The organism is Mycobacterium sp. SMC-21 (assembly GCF_045310825.1).
Taxonomy (GTDB): Bacteria; Actinomycetota; Actinomycetes; order Mycobacteriales; family Mycobacteriaceae; genus Mycobacterium.
Genome location: NZ_JBJIAO010000020.1, coordinates 42,648 through 57,832, shown reverse-complemented (window position 1 = coordinate 57,832; position 15,185 = coordinate 42,648). Strand labels below are relative to the sequence as shown.

The following is a 15,185-nucleotide window of genomic DNA, read 5'->3' as shown; positions in this document are numbered from 1 at the left end:
GACATTGATGCCCCCGACACTTCGGTGTCGGGGGCATCAACGTCTGTTCAGTCTTTGCGGCCGGTGACGGCAAGGCTGACGCCCAGGCCGACCATGGCCAGCCCGCCGGCGCCACCGATGGCGGCGAAGCGGCGCGGGGACTGCGCGAACCAGTCCCGGGCCAGTCCGGCCGCCAGCGCCCACACGCTGTCCGAGACCACGGCAATGGCCAGGAACACGACACCCAACATGAGCATCTGGGCCGCCACGTTGCCCGCGGCGGTGTCGACCACCTGCGGCAGCGCCGCGACGAAGAACACGATGGTCTTGGGATTGGTCATCCCGACGACGAAACCGTCGGCCAGGACGCGGCTCGGCCGCTTGGCGGATGCGCCGCCGGTGAGCACCTCGCCGAGGCCATGTCGATGCCGGATGGCTTGGACGCCAAGGTAGATCAGGTACGCCGCGCCGACGAACTTGATGACGCTGAACGCGAGCGACGAGGCCAGGATGAGGGCACCGGCACCCAGGGCCACCGCAAGGATCTGGACGTAGGCGCCCATCGCGTTACCCGCCACCGTCAACAACGCCTGGCGACGGCCGACGGTCAGCGCCCGGCCGACGGTGAACAGAACACTCGGCCCGGGGATCACGATGACCAGCAGCGAGATCAACCCGAACGCCAGCAGATGTCCCATCGACGGCATGCGGTGACGATACGCCGGGCAGACGACCGGCGCACTACGCTCGACGGCATGGCTGATCTTGTCGAACGTGTGCGGGACGTCCTGCCGTCGGTGCGTGCCGACCTCGAGGAGCTGGTCCGTATCCAGTCCGTCTGGGCCGACCCGGCCCGGCACGCCGAGGTGCACCGCAGCGCCGCGCTGACCGCAAAGCTGTTGTCCGAGGCGGGCTTCGGTGAGGTGCACATCGTCCACGAGGGCGGGGCGCCGGCCGTCATCGCACGTCATCCGGCGCCAGAAGGAGCCCCGACCGTGCTGCTCTACGCGCACCACGACGTGCAGCCCGAGGGCGACGCGGCACAGTGGGACTCCGAGCCGTTCGAACCCACCGAGCGCGACGGCCGGCTCTATGGCCGGGGCAGTGCCGACGACAAGGCCGGTATCGCCGTCCACCTGGCTGCCATGCGGGCCCACGGCGGCACCCCGCCCGTCGGCGTGACGGTTTTCGTTGAGGGCGAAGAGGAATCGGGCTCGCCGTCGCTCGGCGCCCTACTGGCCGCGCATCGCGACCTGCTGGCCGCCGACGTCATCGTCATCGCCGACTCGGACAACTGGAGCACCGAGATGCCGGCGTTGACGGTGTCACTGCGCGGGCTGGTCGACTGCGTGGTCGAGGTGGCGACGCTGGATCATGGGCTGCACTCGGGCATCTGGGGCGGCGTGGTGCCCGATGCGCTGAGTGCCCTGGTGCGGTTGTTGGCCACCTTGCATGACGACGACGGCAACGTCGCGGTCGAAGGGTTGTACGAGGGCACCGCCGCCGACGTCGACCGGGGCCCGGACTGGGTCGCCACCGAGACCGGCATGCTCGACGGCGTGCAGCAGATCGGTTCCGGCTCTGTGGTGCAACGACTTTGGGCCAAGCCGGCCATCACCGTCATCGGCATCGACACCACGTCGATCGCCAAAGCGTCGAACACACTGATACCGCGGGCGCGGGCCAAGGTCAGCATGCGCGTCGCTCCAGGTGGGGACGCGCTGGCGCATCTGGCCGCGCTGACCCGGCACCTGGAGAGCCACGCGCCCTGGGGCGCCAAGGTCACCGTGACGCCGGGTGACGTCGGCCAGCCGTATGCCATCGACGCCAGCGGCCCGGTGTACGACGCGGCGCGGTCGGCCTTCACACAGGCGTGGGGTGTTGCCCCGGTGGACATGGGGATGGGCGGGTCGATCCCGTTCATCGCCGAGTTCGCCGAGACCTTCCCCGACGCAACGATTCTGGTGACGGGCGTCGAGGACCCCGGCACGCAGGCGCACAGCATCAACGAGAGCCTGCACCTGGGCGTGCTCGAGAAAGCGGCGATCTCCGAGGCGCTGCTGTTGGGCGCCCTCGGGCGTTAGTGCATCGAGCGTGGGGGTTTACGTGGAAAATCCGTCAGATCTCCGCGTAAACCCCCACGCTCGGCATCGGCGCTAGAACGACTCGGGATCTCGCTGAACCGACTCGGGCACCGGGTGCTGGTAGAGCCGAGAGGCGTTCTCCCAGGTGATCTTTCGAATGACGTCTGCGGGCAGGTCACCGATCTCCTCGTGGATGGTCGCCTGTGTGTGCGGCCAGGTCGAGTCGCAATGCGGGTAGTCGGCTTCCAGCATGATGTTGTCGACGCCGATGCGGTCGCGCTGCACGAACGACGATTGGTCCTCCACCGCGCAGAACCAGAAGTTGCGGGTGAAAACCTCGGCGGGGGTGAGCTTTTCACCGATCCGTTCCCAGGTGCCGTACATGGAGTGGTAGCTGAGCATGTGGTCGAGCCGGTCCAGTAACCCGGCGACCCAGCCGATACCGCCCTCGGACAGGCAGATCTTGAGATCGGGAAACCGGCTGGGCAGACCGGAATACAGCCAGTCGACGGCCGCCGAGATGGCGTAGGCGAAGAACAGCACGCCCTGCACGTCCGGCGGCGCGTCCGGCGTGGTGGAGGGGGAGGAGCCCGACGACCCGATGTGCAGGTTGACGACCGTGCCGGTGTCGGCGCAGGCCGCCATCATCGGGTCCCAGTAGCCCGAGTGGATCGTCGGCAGGCCCAGCATCGCCGGGTTCTCGCTGAAAGTCATGGCGTGGAAACCACGTTCGGCGTTCTCGTAGATCATCTTGGCGCCCACTTCAGGGTCCAGTAGCCACGGCAGCTGACAGGGGATGATCCGGTCCGGGTACGAGCCGGCCCACACGTCGAAGTGCCAGTCGTTCCAGGCCCGCACCGAGGCCATCGCCAGGTCGCGGTCGGTGGTGACCTGCTGCAGGCGCTGGCCGGCGAATCCCGGCAGGAACGACGGGAAGTTCAGCGACGCGTACACACCGTTGAGGTCCATGTCCCGCACGCGTTCGTGGATATCCCATGCGCCCCGGCGCATCTCGTCAAATCGGACCGGCTCGAAGCCGTACTCGGACACCGGACGGCCGACCACGGCATTGAACCCGACGTTGGGTAGTTCCTGGCCGTCGTACACCCAGGTCTGGCCGCCGCCCGCGTTGTCGACGACCCGCGGAGCCCGGTCGGCGAACTTGCTCGGCAGTCGCCCGGTGAAGGTGTCGGGCGGCTCGACGATGTGGTCGTCGACCGAGATCACGGTGTAGCGGCGCGGAGCACGCGGCGGGTCGGGCAGCAGGGTGACGGTACGGTCCGCGCCCGTCTTCGCGACGGTGAAATCGAGGTTGGCGGCCAGATCGTCGATGGATTTCATGTCGTACCAACGCCTTTACTGGAGAACGGACGGATCGGATTTGATGGTCAGGCGGGCAGCGCCGGCCCAGTACACGTCGGCCGCGCGCTCGATCAGGGAGGACTTCATGCCGACCATGTCGGACCACTTCATCTCACTCGGCTTCAGGCCCGTCAGCAGTACGTCGTAGGCCAGCTTGCAGACCCGCTCGATCGAGGCCGCGCGGTACACCGCCTCGGCGAGGTTGCGGCCCGTGGCGATGACGCCGTGGTTGGCCAGGATGGTCGTGTTCGCCGAGCCGATCCGGGCCGCCAATTCGGCTGCGCGGGAAGGGCTGTCGACCTCGCCGTCGTATTCGTCGACGAGGCAGAGGTCGTCCAGGAACAGCGATCCGGTCTGATGTACCAGCTCCGGCAGCCGGCCCAATGCCGCCAGCACGCACACGTAGTAGGGGTGGTTGTGGATGACGACGCGGGCGTCGGGGCGGGCGCGGTGCAGCTCGGTGTGGATGTGGATGGCCGGGGTGACGTCCCAGCGGCCCCGCTGTACGCGGGCGTCCTCGTCGACGACGCAGATGTCGGAGGCGGTGACCTCCTGCCACCACAGGCCCCACGGGTTGACGTACATGTCGGTCCGGCCGTCGGGCTGCCAGGTGATGTGCCCCGCCAGATTCTCGGCGAAGCCGATGGTCGCGAGGTGCCGGAACGCGATGGCCATGGCCCGTTCGTCGGTGAGGTCGACGCCGATCGGTGGTGTCACCGCCGGCGCCCAGACTTCAAGTCCGCCGCGGCGGGGCTTTTCAGCTGCGGTCATGACCGTCTCCCATCCGGGCGCGGATATCTTCGCGGAGTTGGCCTTTGGCGACCTTGCCGCCCGAGGATCGGGGGAGTTCGTCGACCACGATCAGCCGCTCGGGCAGCAGTTCCTTCGAAACGTCCTGCGCGAGCAGGTGCGTGCACAGCTCGGCGAGCTCCAGTGCCGCCGCGCCGATCAGTTCGACGTAGACGCAGACCTTTTCGCCGAACACCGGATCAGGCATGGCGACCGCGGCGGCCAGACCGACCGCGGGGTGCGTCATCACGACGTCCTCGACCTGGGCCGCGCTGATGTTCTTGCCGCCGCGCACGATGAAGTCGGACGTGCGGCCCGTCACCCGCAGGTAGCCGTCGGCGTCGATTTCGCAGATGTCTCCCATCCGCATCCAGCCGTCGGCGGTGAAGAGTTTGTCGTGGTCGGTGCCGCCCAGGTAGCCGAGACTGGTGGCCGGGCCGCGGCAGGCGGGCTGGCCCCGGCCGGTGTCGGTGACGTCGGTGTCCCCGTCGAAGAGGCGGACGGCCATATCGGCGACTATCCGGCCGCCGGTGCGCAGCCGGTGCTCGAGCGAGTCGTGCACCGTGGTGCCGCTGAGTAGGCCCGTCTCGTTGGAGCCGTAGAACTGCAGAATCGTTGCGCCGGTCAGCTTTTCGAACTCGTGTGCGGGCCGGTACGGCAGGGCCTCGCCGCCGGTGAACACCACCCGCAGCGAGCTCAGGTCGTACTCGCGGGCCACCGGGTCGGCCATGATCATGGTCAATTGTGTGCTGACACAACACAACACGGTGACCTTGTGCTGTTCGATGGCCGCGCACGCCGCGGCGACGGTGAACCGGTCCAGCAGGACGTTGGTGGTGCCCAACAGAATCGGGGTGATGTGGGTGGTCCACAGCCCGAAGCCGAACGGGGTCGGGATGACGGGTAGGAACACGTCGTCGGACGTCAGCAGGCCGTTGGCGACCGCTTGCTGATGGAAGTAATACCAACGGTTCTGGGTGTGCACGACGCATTTCGGTAGCCCGGTGGTGCCCGACGTCGAGTTGATGAGGAAGACGTCGTCGGCGCCCAGTTGGGCCTCGGGGCTCAGGTCCGTGGAGTCCGTACCGACGGACAGTTCATCGAGCGTCAGTAGCGGACATCCGATGGCGCCGGCCACGGTGTTCGCCTGCGCCTGCCGCGGGGGGTCGGTGACCAGCAGTCGGGGTTCGGCGCTCTGCAGGATGGCTGTCACTTCGCGGATTCCGGCGCGTGCTCCGACGCCGACGACCACCGCACCACAGCGCTCGATGGCGACGAACAGCACGTGGATCGCCGTGGTGTCGCCATGCCACACCGCGATCCGGTCCCCGGGGCGCACGCCCGCGCCGGCCAGCTGACCGGCCAAAGTGGTTGCCGCGGTATCAAATTCACGCCAGGTCAGCGACCGGTCCGGGTGATCAACATATGCGACGCGATCCGGGGTGCGAGCGGCGTTGGCGCGTACGGCATCCGAGATCGTGGAGTCGGTCCACCAGCCATTGGCATGGAAGCGCGCGACGTCCTTGGCGGTGAATGCCGGCGAACTCGTGACCGCCATGTCCATCGTGGTCGCCTCCGCAGGCCGCATCTTCAAATCATATGAAAATAAGCGCGCACATTGTCAAGGATTCACGAAGATCGCGTGCGGGTGCGCACCATCGCCGGGTCGACCACACCGGCCGAACCCGGGTAGTGCTGGGCGTCGAGCAGATGCGTCGCGGCCAATTCCCGCGCGCGTTCGGCGTCGCCGGCTTCGATAGCGTCGATAAGGGTGCGGTGATCCTCCAGCGCGGCCCGGCGCTCGTCGACCGGAATGCCGGCATGGTCGGTGAACTGCCGTGACCAGTTCAGCTCGTGCGACGACCACAGCTTCTCCAGGGCACCGGCGAGGATGATCATGGTCTCGTTGCCGCAGTGCTGCACCAGCGCCTCGTGGAAGCGCCGGCTCGCGGAGGTCACTGCCACCAGATCCTCGACCGACTCGACCGACTCGGCGTGGATCTGCCGAAGGACCGGCACCACCGCGGTCTTGCGGTCGGAACGCTGCGCGCACAACGCCGCGCAGGCCGGCTCCACCTGCTGCAGCGCGGAGCCGACGTCGCCGAGGCTCACCTGGTTCGCGCCGAGCACCAAACCCATGGTGTAGGCCACGTTGCTCGCGCTCGGCCGGTGCACCACCGAGCCGCCGAGCTTGCCGCGTCGCACGCTGAGCAGCCCTTCGGCGTCCAGGATTCGGATGGCCTCGCGCAGTGAGGGCTTGCTGATCGGAAACTCGGTGAGCAGCTCGTCCTCCGTGGGCAGCACGCTGCCGTCGGGGAGGTCACCGCTGAGGATGCGCCGGCGCAACTCGTCGGCCACCTGCTCGGCGAGGCGGCGGAAACGGACGTCGGGCGCGGCCACGGGTCGAGTGTGCCAGAGCGCGACGCCGGGGTGGTCGAAGCCGGCGCCCCGGTCTATCCGGTGTGGCCGGGGTACGAAACGCCGTACCCCGGCGCCGGGGTTCTACTCGTCGTCCTCGTCGTCTTCCTCGTCGTCCTCGTCGAATTCCAGATCGAGCGGGTCTTCACTGTGGGGGTCGACGGAGTACTGCTGCCAGTAGGACGGGCTGAAGTAGATGGTGTCCGAATGGTCGGCGTCTTCGCCGATCTGGACCCAGAGAATCTGGTCCTTTTCGCCATAGCTCAGCGCGTGCGGGTAGCGAATGCTGCTGTCGACGGTGCGGATGTGGATGTTGTGCGTCACGCCAAAAGTCTTGCACCTGAACGTATCTGCGGCTGATTGCAGAGCGCCGGTGGAGACAACGATTGGCCGAATGGCCACGCAGCTGTCACGCGTGGTTGGGCGGGCCGCCATGCGGTGCCCGGCTCGGCTCGTTCAGCCGGGCACCGTCGACGGCGCGGCTGTCAGACCGACAGGTCCCGTCGCAGCTTGGCCACGTGGCCCGTGGCCTTGACGTTGTACTGCGCGACCTCGATGTTGCCCTTCTCGTCCACGAGGAACGTCGAGCGGATGACGCCCTGCACGGTCTTGCCGTACATCGTCTTCTCACCGAAGGCGCCGTAGGCGGTGAGCACCTTGCGGTCGGGGTCCGATAGCAGCGGGAACGTCAGGCCCTCGTTGTCGCGGAACTTGGCGAGCTTCTCGGGCTTGTCGGGCGAGATGCCGATGACGTCGAGCCCGGCCTCGTTGAGTTCGGCCAGGCTGTCGCGGAAATCGCAGGCCTGCTTGGTGCAGCCCGGCGTCGAGGCCGCGGGGTAGAAGTACACGATGACCTTGCGGCCCTTGTAGTCCGACAGCTTCACGGTGTTGCCGTCGGCGTCGGGCAGGCTGAATGCGGGGGCTTTGTCGCCCACTTCGAGTCGCGGGGTCGGTGCCACCGGGAGGTCCCTTCTGTCGGCCAGGCGTTGCTGTTGCGGCAAGCTGCTCTAGGGTAGAGCGCCAAGGAGCAACGCGAGCTGGAGGGCTGAAGTGGCTGACCGGAATCCTGACGAGATCAAGCAGGAAATCGATCGTGCACGCGATCAGTTGGCGTTGACGGTGGACGCCCTCGCGGAGCGGGCGAACCCCCAGCGACTGGCCGACGACGCCAAGGCCAAGGCCATCGCGATCGCGTCCAAGCCCGCGGTCATCGCAACGTTCGCCGGACTCGGCGTTGTGGTGCTGGTGGTGGTTATCCGCAAGATTCGCGGATAACGCGACTTTCTAGTTCCCGCGCCGCGGCGTCAGCCAGCCTGGCAGCCAGCTGCGCGGGGGATTCGCGACCCGGCCCAGCCGGGTGCAGTTATGGACGATGACCGGGGTGCCGTCGGCTGCTGCCGCCACGTCGGCGCTCGGCGCCGCGTAGGTCGCACCGGCGATGGGTGTCATCAGCTAACTCCCTTCAGTCATCGTCACTTACATTTCTACACCATCATACGTGGTTTCAGCTAACTTTGTTTTTCGGCGGCTCGTCACAAAATTGCAGGTCTATGTGATTTCTGACGGATTTTGGCATCGAGCCGCTATTGACGATCGTGTGTGGATACAGGACCTTGACAGGTGTGCAGTGGCTACTGTTCGGCCGGGATTCGCTGTGGTGGTGCGGGTTTCGGCCGGCTCTGGTGGTGCGCAGGTGGGCGGCGAGTCCATCGCGTGTGATGTTGGACACCTCCAGGGCTGCGTGGAGGGTCCATCGGGCCGTCCGACCCCGTGGGGATACCCGCGATCGGGGCCCGGAAACCCCGCTGACCATACGATTTCACCCTGCGGCCATCGGGCTGTTAAGGTCTCTCTCGCGCGCCGTTAGCTCAGTTGGTAGAGCAGCTGACTCTTAATCAGCGGGTCCGGGGTTCGAAACCCTGACGGCGCACAGATGCGAAAGCCCCCTCCTTCGGGAGGGGGCTTTCGTCGTTTGCGGGGCCGGCTCTACGCCATCGCCGCAGCGTCAACGCCGGCTTGGCGACGCCAATGGTGGCGGTGTCGCCGAAAACCCAAGCGGCACAACATCATTACCTGCCAAGTAATCGACTTGCCTCGATTTGGCGGCCAAGCTTTGAGCTGACCACCCCGACACGAAAGAGGTCAGCATGAACGACATCGTCACCGCCTACCTGAAGACGTGGAACGCCACCGATCCGATCGAACGGAAGGCGCTGCTCGACGACCACTGGGCATCCGAGGCGTCGTACACCGATCCGATGGCGGACGTCACGGGTCACGACGCCATCTCCGAGGTGATCGGCGCGGTCCACACCCAATTCCCCGGTTTCGTCTTCTCGCTCGTCAGCGGCCCGGACAGCCACCACAATCAGGCCCGCTTCCAGTGGGGCCTGGGGCCGGCGGGGGAGCAGCCGCCGATCATCGGGTTCGACGTGCTGGCGACGGACGCCGACGGCCGCATCCAGTCGGTGCACGGCTTCCTGGATCAGGTGCCCGGCTGACCCTAGGAGTCGGCGCGAAGGGCGTCGGTGCGAAGGAACGCGGCCAGCTGAGCTGTCGCCAGCGCCTGTTCGGCGTCGTACTGCTCGAACGTCGCGACGACATTGAACCCGAGGCGCTCGGCCAGACGGAGCGAGGCGCGGTTGGCGGTCTGGGTGATGACCAGGACAGGTTGATCGTCCAGCTCGCCGGCCGCGTACTCCAGCAGTAGCCGCGTAGCTTCGCTCGCATAGCCCTGACCCCACGCATGCGGCCGGAAGACGTAGCTCAGCTCGAGTTCGTCGCCATCGGGGTCCAGATGGCCGGGAACGTCGTTGCGACGGCGGCTCAATGTCACCGTGCCCAGCATGTCGTCGGAATCCCTGGCGGTCGCGATGTAGCAGCCGGGGGCTGCCAATAGCGTTGCCGCGCCGACCCCTTCGAGCACGGCGCGCACTTCGCCGACAGGTCGCGGTCCGCCCAGGTACCGGCGCACCCGCTTGTCGGTCTGCGTTTCGATCAGGCCCTCGGCGTCCTCGTCGCGCGCCTTGCGAAGGCGAACTCGAGGCCCTTCGAGGCAGGACGCTCGCAACTCGATCGCATCACCCACGTGCACCACTGTGCCAGCCGGGCGCGCAACCCCCGGAAAACAAACATCGCCTCACCCGCTACGTGCAGGTGAGGCGATGTTCTACCTCGGGGTGGCTGACGGGACTCGAACCCGCGACACCCAGGATCACAACCTGGTGCTCTACCAGCTGAACTACAGCCACCATCGCCGCTTCTCAGAAGCAGCGTCGTAGATACTAACCGCTTAGGCCCGCTAAGCCGAATCGGTCTCCACGGCGTCGTTCGTCGGCGGGCCCAGCTCGCCGGCGACAGCCGCGATTTCGCTGGTAGACGGGCCGGGAGCGGGTACGAACGCGGTGCCGCGGTAGTACTTCAACTCGCGGATGGATTCGTGGATGTCGGCGAGGGCGCGGTGCGCCAGCCCCTTGTCGGGCTGCCCGAAATAGATGCGCGGGTACCAGCGGCGGCACAGCTCCTTGATCGAGCTGACGTCGATCATCCGGTAGTGCAGGAAGTCGTCGAGGCGAGGCATGTCGCGGGCGATGAAGCCGCGGTCGGTGGCGATCGAATTACCGGCCAGGGGAGCGGTTTTCGCCTGCCCGATGTGGCCGCGGATGTAGTCCAGCACCATCTGCTCGGCCTCTTCGAGGGTGACCGTGGAGGTCCGCACCTCGTTGATCAGGCCCGAGCGGGTGTGCATCTTCATCACCACATCGGCCATGCCGTCGAGTGCGGCGTCGTCGGTGTGGATCACCACGTCGACGCCCTCGCCGAGCACGTTCAGGTCGCTGTCGGTGACCAATGCCGCGATCTCGATGAGTCGGTCGGACTTGAGATCCAGCCCCGTCATCTCGCAGTCGATCCATACCAGTTCGTCACGCACGGTGTTCCAGACTATTCCCAGGCGCTCAACGGGGTGTCCATACCCGGCCACCTGTGACCTGACGAAGTAGGGTCAGGCGCATGACGACTGACTCGAGTGCATCCCCCGCGCAGCAGATCGCCGCTGGTTACGCCGTCACCGGCCAAGCGCTGAACCTGGGCGCGGTCGTCGTCGACGGGACCGTCGATGCCGGTGCTCAGGTCAAGATTCCGCTGGCCACCATCAACCGGCACGGCCTCATCGCCGGTGCGACCGGTACCGGTAAGACCAAGACGCTGCAGGTCATCGCCGAGCAGTTGTCGACGGCCGGGGTCCCGGTCGTGATGGCCGACGTGAAGGGCGACCTGTCGGGGCTCGCGCAGCCGGGCGCCGCCAATGACAAGACCACCCAGCGTGCCAAGGACACCGGCGACGACTGGACGCCCACGGCCTTCCCGGTCGAGTTCCTGTCGCTGGGGACGACGGGAACCGGCGTCCCGGTGCGTGCCACCGTCACCAGCTTCGGGCCCATCCTGCTGTCGAAGGTGTTGGGGCTCAACCAGACTCAGGAGTCGACACTCGGGCTGATCTTCCACTGGGCCGACCAGAAGGGCCTGCTCCTCGACGATCTCAAGGATCTGCGCGGCGTCATCCAGTTCCTGACCAGTGATGAGGGCAAAGAGGAGCTCAAGGCGCTCGGCGCGGTCTCGCCGGCCACCGCGGGCGTGATCCTGCGTGCGCTGATCAACCTGGAGGCCGAGGGCGGCGACACGTTCTTCGGTTTGCCCGAGCTCAAGCCCGAGGACCTGATGCGCGTGGACCCCCAGGGCCGCGGCATCATCACGCTGCTGGAGCTGGGCAGCCAGGCCGCGCGTCCGGTGTTGTTCTCGACGTTCCTGATGTGGGTGCTGGCCGACCTGTTCTCGACGCTGCCGGAGATCGGTGACGCGGACAAGCCGAAGCTGGTCTTCTTCTTCGACGAAGCGCATCTGCTGTTCGCCGACGCGTCCAAGGCATTCCTGGACCAGGTCGAACAGACCGTCAAGCTGATCCGCTCCAAGGGCGTCGGCGTCTTCTTCTGCACCCAGCTGCCTACCGACATTCCCAACGACGTCCTCAGCCAGCTGGGTGCGCGCGTGCAGCACGCGATCCGCGCCTTCACTCCGGACGACCAGAAGGCCCTGACGAAGACGGTCCGGACCTACCCGAAGACAACCGTCTACGACCTGGAGTCGGCGCTGACGTCGCTCGGGATCGGTGAGGCCGTCGTCACGGTGCTGTCCGAGGTGGGTGCGCCGACCCCGGTGGCGTGGACCCGGCTGCGCGCGCCGCGGTCGCTGATGGGCACCATCGGCCCCGACGCCATTGCTGCCGCCGCCAAGGCCAGCCCGTTGCAAGCGACTTACGGGGCGACAGTCGACCGCGACTCGGCCCACGAGCGGCTGTCTGCGCAGCCGGCGCCGGCCGGTGCGCCGCCTGCGGCCCCCGACGCGGCGCCCGCGCCCGTGCCTGCCGAAGAGCCCGACCTCACCGCATCCGGCCGCGTCGAGGTGGAGGCCGAAGGACCCGGCATGGTGTCGGAGGTCCTGCAGAGCTCGGCGTTCAAGAGCTTCCTGCGCTCGGCGGCGACCGTGGCAGGCCGCGAGATCACCCGCAGCCTGTTCGGCACGACCCGCCGCAGGTAAGTCGGGGCGCGGCGAGAAGGACCAAACGGTCGTTGGCGGCCGCCGAAAGCAGCCATTTGGTCCCTCTCGGCGCGGCCGCCGGCTTTACGACCCGCCGAGCTTCTTGTAGACGGCGCCGACGATCGGCGCGACGATCGCGCGCGGGGCGTAGCCGCTGGCGGCCGACATGGCCTTCGAGGTCAGGCCCGGGACGACGCGCATCTTGTTCTTCTCGAGGCCGTCCAGCGAAATCCGGGCGGTGTACTCGGTGTCGATCCACAGGAAGTCGGGGATCAGGCGCTCGACCAGTGACTGCTCGGACGGGTCGGGCAGCTCGGTGCGCACGGGTCCGGGTGCCAGCAGCGTGACGTTGATACCGTGCGGCTTGAGCTCACCGCGCAGCGACTCACTGAAGGTGTTGGCGAACGCTTTGGACGCGGCGTAGGTCGCGTTGTTCGGGATGGGCGAGTTGCCCGCGGCCGAACCGGAGATCAGGATGCCGCCGCCCTTGCGCGCGATCATGCCGGGCAGCACGGCGAGCACCAGGTCGTGCACGCCCTGCACGTTGAGCTGCACCTGGGCCTTCTCACCCGCCGCGGGCAGGTCGGCGACGGCGCCGAACGTCGCGGTGCCGGCGTTGGCGCACAGGATCGAGATGTTGCGCTCCGCGAGTTCCGCACAGAGCTTGTCGCGGTCGGCGGGGTCGGTCAGGTCGCAGGCCCGGACCTCGACGGTGACGCCGTACTTGTCGGTGATGCGCTGGGCGACCTCGGCCAGCACCTCGCCGCGGCGCGCCGTGATGATCAGGTGGTGGCCGCGGGCGGCGAGTTCGGTGGCCAGCGCTTCACCGATGTTCTGCGAGGCGCCGGTGACGACGGCGCGGGCGTCGGGACTGGGAGCGGGTACAGGCATGGGTGCAATCGTAGGGACCAATAGAGTGGCGGCATGAGCGAGGCTTGCCGAGCGAATCGACGGGCCTTGAGCAGCCACGTCCCGCCCGTCGACCGGGGCCGCGTCGCCGCCTGGGCGCTGTGGGACAGCGGCGCCACGGGCGTGAACGCCATCGTGACGACATTCGGTTTCAACATCTACCTCATCTCCGAGGTCGGCAGAGGCCTGCCGGGCCCGACGACGCCGGAGAGCTGGCTGGGGCGCGCGGTGCTGGTGGCGGGCATCGCGGTGGCGCTGTTGGCCCCGGTGACGGGCGTGATGGTCGACGCCGCGTACCGGCGACGGCGGGCGCTCGCGGCGCTCACGGGCGCCGTGGTGGTGCTGACGGCATCGATGACGTTCATCAGGCCCGACCACCACTATCTGTGGATCGGCCTGGCGTTGTTGGCCTGCACCGCGGCGTGCATGGATCTGGCGACCGTCCCGTACAACGCGATGCTGCGCCAGTTGTCGACGCCGCTGACGTCGGGTCGCGTCTCCGGATTCGGCTTGGCGGCAGGGTTTTTCGGCAGCGTCGTGCTGCTGCTCCTGGTCTTCGTGGGGCTCAAGTCCGGTAGTGGCGACACCTTGGGCCTACTCGGTGTGCCGAACTCGGACGGCAAACCGGACCGGTACGCGGTCCTGGCGGCCGCGGCGTGGTTCGTCATCTTCGCGCTGCCGTTGCTGCTGACCGTGAAGTCGCCGCCGCACGACGGCACCCCGGCCGTCGGCTTCTTCGGCGCCTACCGCAGGTTGTGGACGGAGGTCGTCGGCGAGTGGCGACGCGACCGCAACGTCGTCTACTACTTGCTCTCCAGCGCCGTCTTCCGCGACGGCCTGACGGGTATCTCGATCTTCGGTCCGGTGGTCGGGGTCAGCGTCTACGGGCTGGCGCCGACGAGCGTGCCGCTGTTCGGGGCCGGTGCGTTCACCATCGCGGCTCTGGGCGCGGCGCTCGGCGGCATGCTGGATGACCGGATCGGTTCCAAGCGCGTCATCGTCGGCTCATTGACCGCGATGGTCGCCGTGGGCATCACGCTGATGTTCCTGTCCGGCCCGCTGGCGTTCTGGATCTGCGGCCTGACACTGTGCCTGTTCGTCGGCCCCACCCAGTCGGCGTCGCGCAACCTGATGCTGCGCATCTCGGCGGACGGCAAGGAGGGCGTGGCCTTCGGGCTCTACACCACCACGGGCCGGGCGGCGCACGTGCTGTCGCCGTGGTTGTTCTCGATGTTCATCGACATCTTCGCGACGACGCGGGCGGGCCTGGGCGGCCTCTGCACGGTCCTGGGGATCGGGCTGGTCGGGATGCTGTTGGTGAAGGTGCCGGCCCGGCGTTAGTGCCCGTGCGTGCGGCCGCGTTTGCCGGACTGCCGGCACACCGTGAGGCCGGCGCCTTCTCGCTGCTGAATCTGGGTGCCGTCGACCGAGATGGTGCAGGCGATGCCGCGTCCGGCGTTGACGATGCTGACGCTGGCCGACCGTGCGGCGGGCCGGTTCAGCTGGACTTCCTTGGTCCACGGCAGCGGCACGTTGAACTCCGTCTGGAGCACCCCGCCGGTGTCGACATACGTGATGCTCACGGCCCGGCCGTTGCCGATCACGGCGTACAGCACGGCTTCGGTGTCACCGCTCTCGTCGTCCGGGGGCGCTGCCGCGGCGGGCGGGCTGACGGCTTCGCTGGGCTCGCTGCTCTCGGGCGTCGTGGTGGTCGTCACGGTCGTCGACGACGTCATCGGGTCCTGCGTCGGGACCGGCAGCGGCGGCGGTGCGACCAGGGTCTGTTGTTCGGAGCTGTTGACGATGACCAGTGCGATCACGGTGCAGAGGGCCAGGATCAGCACCGCGCCGGCCAGCGGGAACAGCCACTTGTGGCGGCGGGCCTTCGGCGGTGCGGTGACACCGTAGGGATCGGTGAAGGCGTCGGTCTGGTACCCGGCCGTCGGCATGGCCGGGAGTTTCTTGGTGGCGTCCAGCCCGTCGTCGCGCGATCCGGTCATGCCCACCTCATGTTTGCAGGGTACCTGCGGCGGGTGAGGGGACGCGGTG

General features: G+C 67.6%; 17 protein-coding genes and 2 tRNA genes. 6 read left to right on the top strand and 13 right to left on the bottom strand.

Annotated elements, in window-relative coordinates:
• Positions 1 to 47: 47 nt before the first annotated feature.
• On the bottom strand, positions 48 to 686 hold the full coding sequence (locus tag ACJH6H_RS18975) for a LysE family translocator (protein ID WP_064986693.1): 639 nt from the start codon (positions 684 to 686) through the stop codon (positions 48 to 50).
• Positions 687 to 734: 48 nt separating this feature from the next.
• Here ACJH6H_RS18975 and ACJH6H_RS18970 point away from each other — a divergent pair, with 48 nt between their 5' ends.
• Entirely contained in the window at positions 735 to 2,063 is a 1,329-nt protein-coding gene (locus ACJH6H_RS18970; RefSeq protein ID WP_318985586.1) for a dipeptidase, read from the top strand.
• Positions 2,064 to 2,135: 72 nt separating this feature from the next.
• Here the strand turns inward: ACJH6H_RS18970 and ACJH6H_RS18965 are convergent, their stop codons facing one another.
• From ACJH6H_RS18965 to bcp, 6 genes are all read right to left on the bottom strand, one after another.
• The gene (locus ACJH6H_RS18965; RefSeq protein ID WP_406775569.1) at positions 2,136 to 3,404 is read right to left on the bottom strand and encodes an amidohydrolase family protein; all 1,269 of its coding nucleotides are present in this window, start codon (positions 3,402 to 3,404) and stop codon (positions 2,136 to 2,138) included.
• Between the two features lie 15 nt (positions 3,405 to 3,419).
• Complete coding sequence (locus ACJH6H_RS18960; protein WP_318985584.1) at positions 3,420 to 4,196, bottom strand: class II aldolase/adducin family protein; 777 nt, start codon at positions 4,194 to 4,196, stop codon at positions 3,420 to 3,422.
• Positions 4,183 to 5,802: a class I adenylate-forming enzyme family protein gene (locus ACJH6H_RS18955; RefSeq protein ID WP_318985583.1), complete on the bottom strand. Its 1,620-nt coding sequence runs from the start codon at positions 5,800 to 5,802 to the stop codon at positions 4,183 to 4,185. The genes ACJH6H_RS18960 and ACJH6H_RS18955 overlap by 14 nt, the downstream gene beginning before the upstream one ends.
• 41 nt (positions 5,803 to 5,843) lie before the next feature.
• Positions 5,844 to 6,614, bottom strand: coding sequence for an FCD domain-containing protein (locus ACJH6H_RS18950; protein ID WP_318985582.1), 771 nt, complete (start codon positions 6,612 to 6,614; stop codon positions 5,844 to 5,846).
• Positions 6,615 to 6,716: 102 nt separating this feature from the next.
• Positions 6,717 to 6,956: a hypothetical protein gene (locus ACJH6H_RS18945; RefSeq protein ID WP_318985581.1), complete on the bottom strand. Its 240-nt coding sequence runs from the start codon at positions 6,954 to 6,956 to the stop codon at positions 6,717 to 6,719.
• Positions 6,957 to 7,117: 161 nt separating this feature from the next.
• A complete protein-coding gene (bcp, locus tag ACJH6H_RS18940) occupies positions 7,118 to 7,591 on the bottom strand; it encodes a thioredoxin-dependent thiol peroxidase (RefSeq protein ID WP_029119327.1) in 474 nt (157 codons plus the stop codon).
• A 91-nt stretch (positions 7,592 to 7,682) separates the two neighbouring features.
• Here bcp and ACJH6H_RS18935 point away from each other — a divergent pair, with 91 nt between their 5' ends.
• A complete protein-coding gene (locus ACJH6H_RS18935) occupies positions 7,683 to 7,907 on the top strand; it encodes a DUF3618 domain-containing protein (protein ID WP_020102269.1) in 225 nt (74 codons plus the stop codon).
• A gap of 9 nt (positions 7,908 to 7,916) precedes the next feature.
• Here ACJH6H_RS18935 and ACJH6H_RS18930 read toward each other — a convergent pair whose 3' ends face one another.
• Complete coding sequence (locus tag ACJH6H_RS18930) at positions 7,917 to 8,081, bottom strand: hypothetical protein (RefSeq protein ID WP_318985580.1); 165 nt, start codon at positions 8,079 to 8,081, stop codon at positions 7,917 to 7,919.
• Between the two features lie 408 nt (positions 8,082 to 8,489).
• Here ACJH6H_RS18930 and ACJH6H_RS18925 point away from each other — a divergent pair.
• Together ACJH6H_RS18925 and ACJH6H_RS18920 are read left to right on the top strand one after the other, a co-directional pair.
• Positions 8,490 to 8,562: transfer RNA gene (locus ACJH6H_RS18925), tRNA-Lys, on the top strand.
• A 217-nt stretch (positions 8,563 to 8,779) separates the two neighbouring features.
• Positions 8,780 to 9,133, top strand: a complete 354-nt coding sequence (locus ACJH6H_RS18920) for a nuclear transport factor 2 family protein (RefSeq protein ID WP_318985579.1) — start codon at positions 8,780 to 8,782, stop codon at positions 9,131 to 9,133.
• 2 nt (positions 9,134 to 9,135) lie between these two features.
• Here the strand turns inward: ACJH6H_RS18920 and ACJH6H_RS18915 are convergent, their stop codons facing one another.
• The 3 genes from ACJH6H_RS18915 to orn form a co-directional block, all read right to left on the bottom strand.
• Positions 9,136 to 9,708: a GNAT family N-acetyltransferase gene (locus ACJH6H_RS18915; RefSeq protein WP_318985674.1), complete on the bottom strand. Its 573-nt coding sequence runs from the start codon at positions 9,706 to 9,708 to the stop codon at positions 9,136 to 9,138.
• A 102-nt stretch (positions 9,709 to 9,810) separates the two neighbouring features.
• Positions 9,811 to 9,883 (bottom strand) — tRNA-His (locus ACJH6H_RS18910).
• A 50-nt stretch (positions 9,884 to 9,933) separates the two neighbouring features.
• Positions 9,934 to 10,563, bottom strand: a complete 630-nt coding sequence (gene orn, locus ACJH6H_RS18905; RefSeq protein WP_020102265.1) for an oligoribonuclease — start codon at positions 10,561 to 10,563, stop codon at positions 9,934 to 9,936.
• Positions 10,564 to 10,643: 80 nt separating this feature from the next.
• On the opposite strand from orn, the gene ACJH6H_RS18900 reads away from it, so the two are divergent.
• On the top strand, positions 10,644 to 12,227 hold the full coding sequence (locus ACJH6H_RS18900; protein ID WP_346414302.1) for a helicase HerA-like domain-containing protein: 1,584 nt from the start codon (positions 10,644 to 10,646) through the stop codon (positions 12,225 to 12,227).
• Positions 12,228 to 12,311: 84 nt separating this feature from the next.
• On the opposite strand, the gene cmrA is transcribed toward ACJH6H_RS18900, so the two are convergent.
• Complete coding sequence (cmrA, locus tag ACJH6H_RS18895) at positions 12,312 to 13,118, bottom strand: mycolate reductase (protein WP_346414303.1); 807 nt, start codon at positions 13,116 to 13,118, stop codon at positions 12,312 to 12,314.
• Between the two features lie 33 nt (positions 13,119 to 13,151).
• Here cmrA and ACJH6H_RS18890 point away from each other — a divergent pair, with 33 nt between their 5' ends.
• On the top strand, positions 13,152 to 14,477 hold the full coding sequence (locus ACJH6H_RS18890) for an MFS transporter (protein ID WP_346414304.1): 1,326 nt from the start codon (positions 13,152 to 13,154) through the stop codon (positions 14,475 to 14,477).
• Here ACJH6H_RS18890 and ACJH6H_RS18885 read toward each other — a convergent pair.
• Positions 14,474 to 15,136, bottom strand: coding sequence for an MmpS family transport accessory protein (locus tag ACJH6H_RS18885; protein ID WP_212812374.1), 663 nt, complete (start codon positions 15,134 to 15,136; stop codon positions 14,474 to 14,476). The two genes, ACJH6H_RS18890 and ACJH6H_RS18885, sit on opposite strands and share 4 nt — an antisense overlap.
• Positions 15,137 to 15,185: the final 49 nt, after the last annotated feature.

What these genes read in the sequence shown, in the direction of transcription:
- ACJH6H_RS18955 (WP_318985583.1), bottom strand. Translation starts at nt 5,802, where the DNA reads ATGCGGCCTGCGGAGGCGACCACGATGGACATGGCGGTCACGAGTTCG.
- ACJH6H_RS18885 (WP_212812374.1), bottom strand. Translation starts at nt 15,136, where the DNA reads ATGACCGGATCGCGCGACGACGGGCTGGACGCCACCAAGAAACTCCCG.
- ACJH6H_RS18920 (WP_318985579.1), top strand. Translation starts at nt 8,780, where the DNA reads ATGAACGACATCGTCACCGCCTACCTGAAGACGTGGAACGCCACCGAT.
- ACJH6H_RS18960 (WP_318985584.1), bottom strand. Translation starts at nt 4,196, where the DNA reads ATGACCGCAGCTGAAAAGCCCCGCCGCGGCGGACTTGAAGTCTGGGCG.
- ACJH6H_RS18930 (WP_318985580.1), bottom strand. Translation starts at nt 8,081, where the DNA reads ATGACACCCATCGCCGGTGCGACCTACGCGGCGCCGAGCGCCGACGTG.
- ACJH6H_RS18890 (WP_346414304.1), top strand. Translation starts at nt 13,152, where the DNA reads ATGAGCGAGGCTTGCCGAGCGAATCGACGGGCCTTGAGCAGCCACGTC.
- ACJH6H_RS18970 (WP_318985586.1), top strand. Translation starts at nt 735, where the DNA reads ATGGCTGATCTTGTCGAACGTGTGCGGGACGTCCTGCCGTCGGTGCGT.
- ACJH6H_RS18965 (WP_406775569.1), bottom strand. Translation starts at nt 3,404, where the DNA reads ATGAAATCCATCGACGATCTGGCCGCCAACCTCGATTTCACCGTCGCG.
- ACJH6H_RS18900 (WP_346414302.1), top strand. Translation starts at nt 10,644, where the DNA reads ATGACGACTGACTCGAGTGCATCCCCCGCGCAGCAGATCGCCGCTGGT.
- cmrA (WP_346414303.1), bottom strand. Translation starts at nt 13,118, where the DNA reads ATGCCTGTACCCGCTCCCAGTCCCGACGCCCGCGCCGTCGTCACCGGC.
- ACJH6H_RS18975 (WP_064986693.1), bottom strand. Translation starts at nt 686, where the DNA reads ATGCCGTCGATGGGACATCTGCTGGCGTTCGGGTTGATCTCGCTGCTG.